Source organism: Shewanella sp. 8A, assembly GCF_023475945.1.
GTDB classification, from domain to species: Bacteria; Pseudomonadota; Gammaproteobacteria; order Enterobacterales; family Shewanellaceae; genus Shewanella; species Shewanella xiamenensis.
The window spans coordinates 1-1,749 of record NZ_JAMDJP010000073.1; the positions used below are offsets into that span (position 1 = coordinate 1).

At 53.0% G+C, this 1,749-nt stretch carries 1 protein-coding gene; it reads left to right on the plus strand.

The annotated features are described in order from the left end of the window. Positions 1-1,716 (plus strand): Tn3 family transposase (locus M0413_RS22535; protein ID WP_249555733.1); only part of this gene is annotated, 1,716 nt, incomplete at its 5' end. Positions 1,717-1,749: the final 33 nt, after the last annotated feature.

Here is a 1,749-nt window from a genome sequence, read left to right on the forward strand (position 1 = left end):
TTACTGGATGAAGCCCCTCTGGACATTGTCTCTAATCCATGGAAACGCCTGGTGTTCGACAAAGAAGATAGAGTGACCAAGCGAGGCTATACGCTGTGCTTTCTCGATAAGTTACAAGACAGTTTGCGCCGCCGTGATATCTACGTAGAGAACAGCGACCGCTGGGGTGATCCACGGGCCAAGCTGTTACAAGGGCCGGAATGGCAAGCAAACCGCATTCAGGTGTGCCGTTCACTCGGTCATCCACTCAATCCCCAAGAAGCGATTGACGCTCTGGTGCGTCAACTGGATGCAAGTTACAGACAAGTGGCATCCAACTTCGACAACAACAAAGCAGTTGAGCTGGATCTGTCCGGCAAACGGCCCACATTGACCATCACGAACTTTGCTAAGCTGGATGAGCCGCCCAGCCTAACGCAGCTCTCTCAACAAGTCGAATCCTTAGTGCCCAGCGTGGACCTGACGGAGCTGTTGCTGGAGATCCACGCCCATACCGGCTTTGCCGATGAATTTACCCATGTTAGCGAATCTAATGCCCGAGCCGAAGACCTGACTGTCAGCGTCTGCGCCGTGCTTTTGGCGGAAGCATGCAACATCGGCTTAGAGTCGCTGATTAAGCATCAAGTACCCGCATTAACCCGACACCGCTTAAACTGGGTCAAACAGAATTACCTGCGTGCCGAGACGCTGGTGAAGGCCAATGCCAAACTGGTGAACTACCAGTCTACTTTATCTCTGGCCAATAAGTGGGGCGGTGGAGAGGTGGCATCCGCCGACGGTATGCGCTTTGTCACTCCGATCCGCACCATCAATGCAGGGCCGAACCGGAAGTACTTTGGCTCCAGCCGAGGCATTACCTGGTATAACTTTGTCTCGGATCAGTTTTCCGGATTTCATGGCATTGTCGTCCCAGGAACACTGCGTGACTCCATCTTTGTGCTGGAAGGCCTTCTGGAACAGCAAACCGGCTTGAACCCGATGGAGATTATGACCGATACCGCCGGTGCCAGCGATATGGTGTTTGGCTTATTTTGGTTGCTTGGATACCAGTTTTCACCGCGTCTTGCAGACGCAGGTGAATCCGTGTTCTGGCGCGTGGACAAGGCCGCTGACTATGGCCCATTGGATGAGCTAGCTCGCAGTTGCGTCAATACCCACAAAATCGAACAACACTGGGATGACATGATGCGCATTGCGGGATCGCTCAAACTGGGTACAGTGCAGGCTTCCGAGCTGATCCGTTCGCTACTGAAAAGTGAGCGGCCTTCCAGCCTAGCACAAGCCATTATTGAAGCGGGCCGTATCAATAAGACACTTTACTTGCTGAACTACGTGGATGATGAAGACTACCGCCGTCGAATTCTGACCCAGTTGAATAGAGGAGAAAGCCGTCACGCGGTCGCACGGGCGATCTGCCACGGTCAGCGTGGTGAAATTCGGAAGCGGTATCGAGAGGGGCAGGAAGATCAACTTGGCGCGCTGGGTTTGGTGACTAACGCGCTGGTGCTGTGGAACACAATCTATATGCAGGCCGCTCTTGATCACTTGAAACAGCAAGGCGAGGATGTGAAAGCAGAAGACGAAGCCAGATTATCTCCGCTCAGCCATAAACACGTGAACATGTTGGGGCATTATTCGTTTACCCTTACTGAACAAGTACTAAATGGGCAACTGAGGCCGCTGAAACAACCACCGGAGCTGGACAAATGGCCTTAGCGTACGTTTTCGTACCATTGGGCTTCACACCCC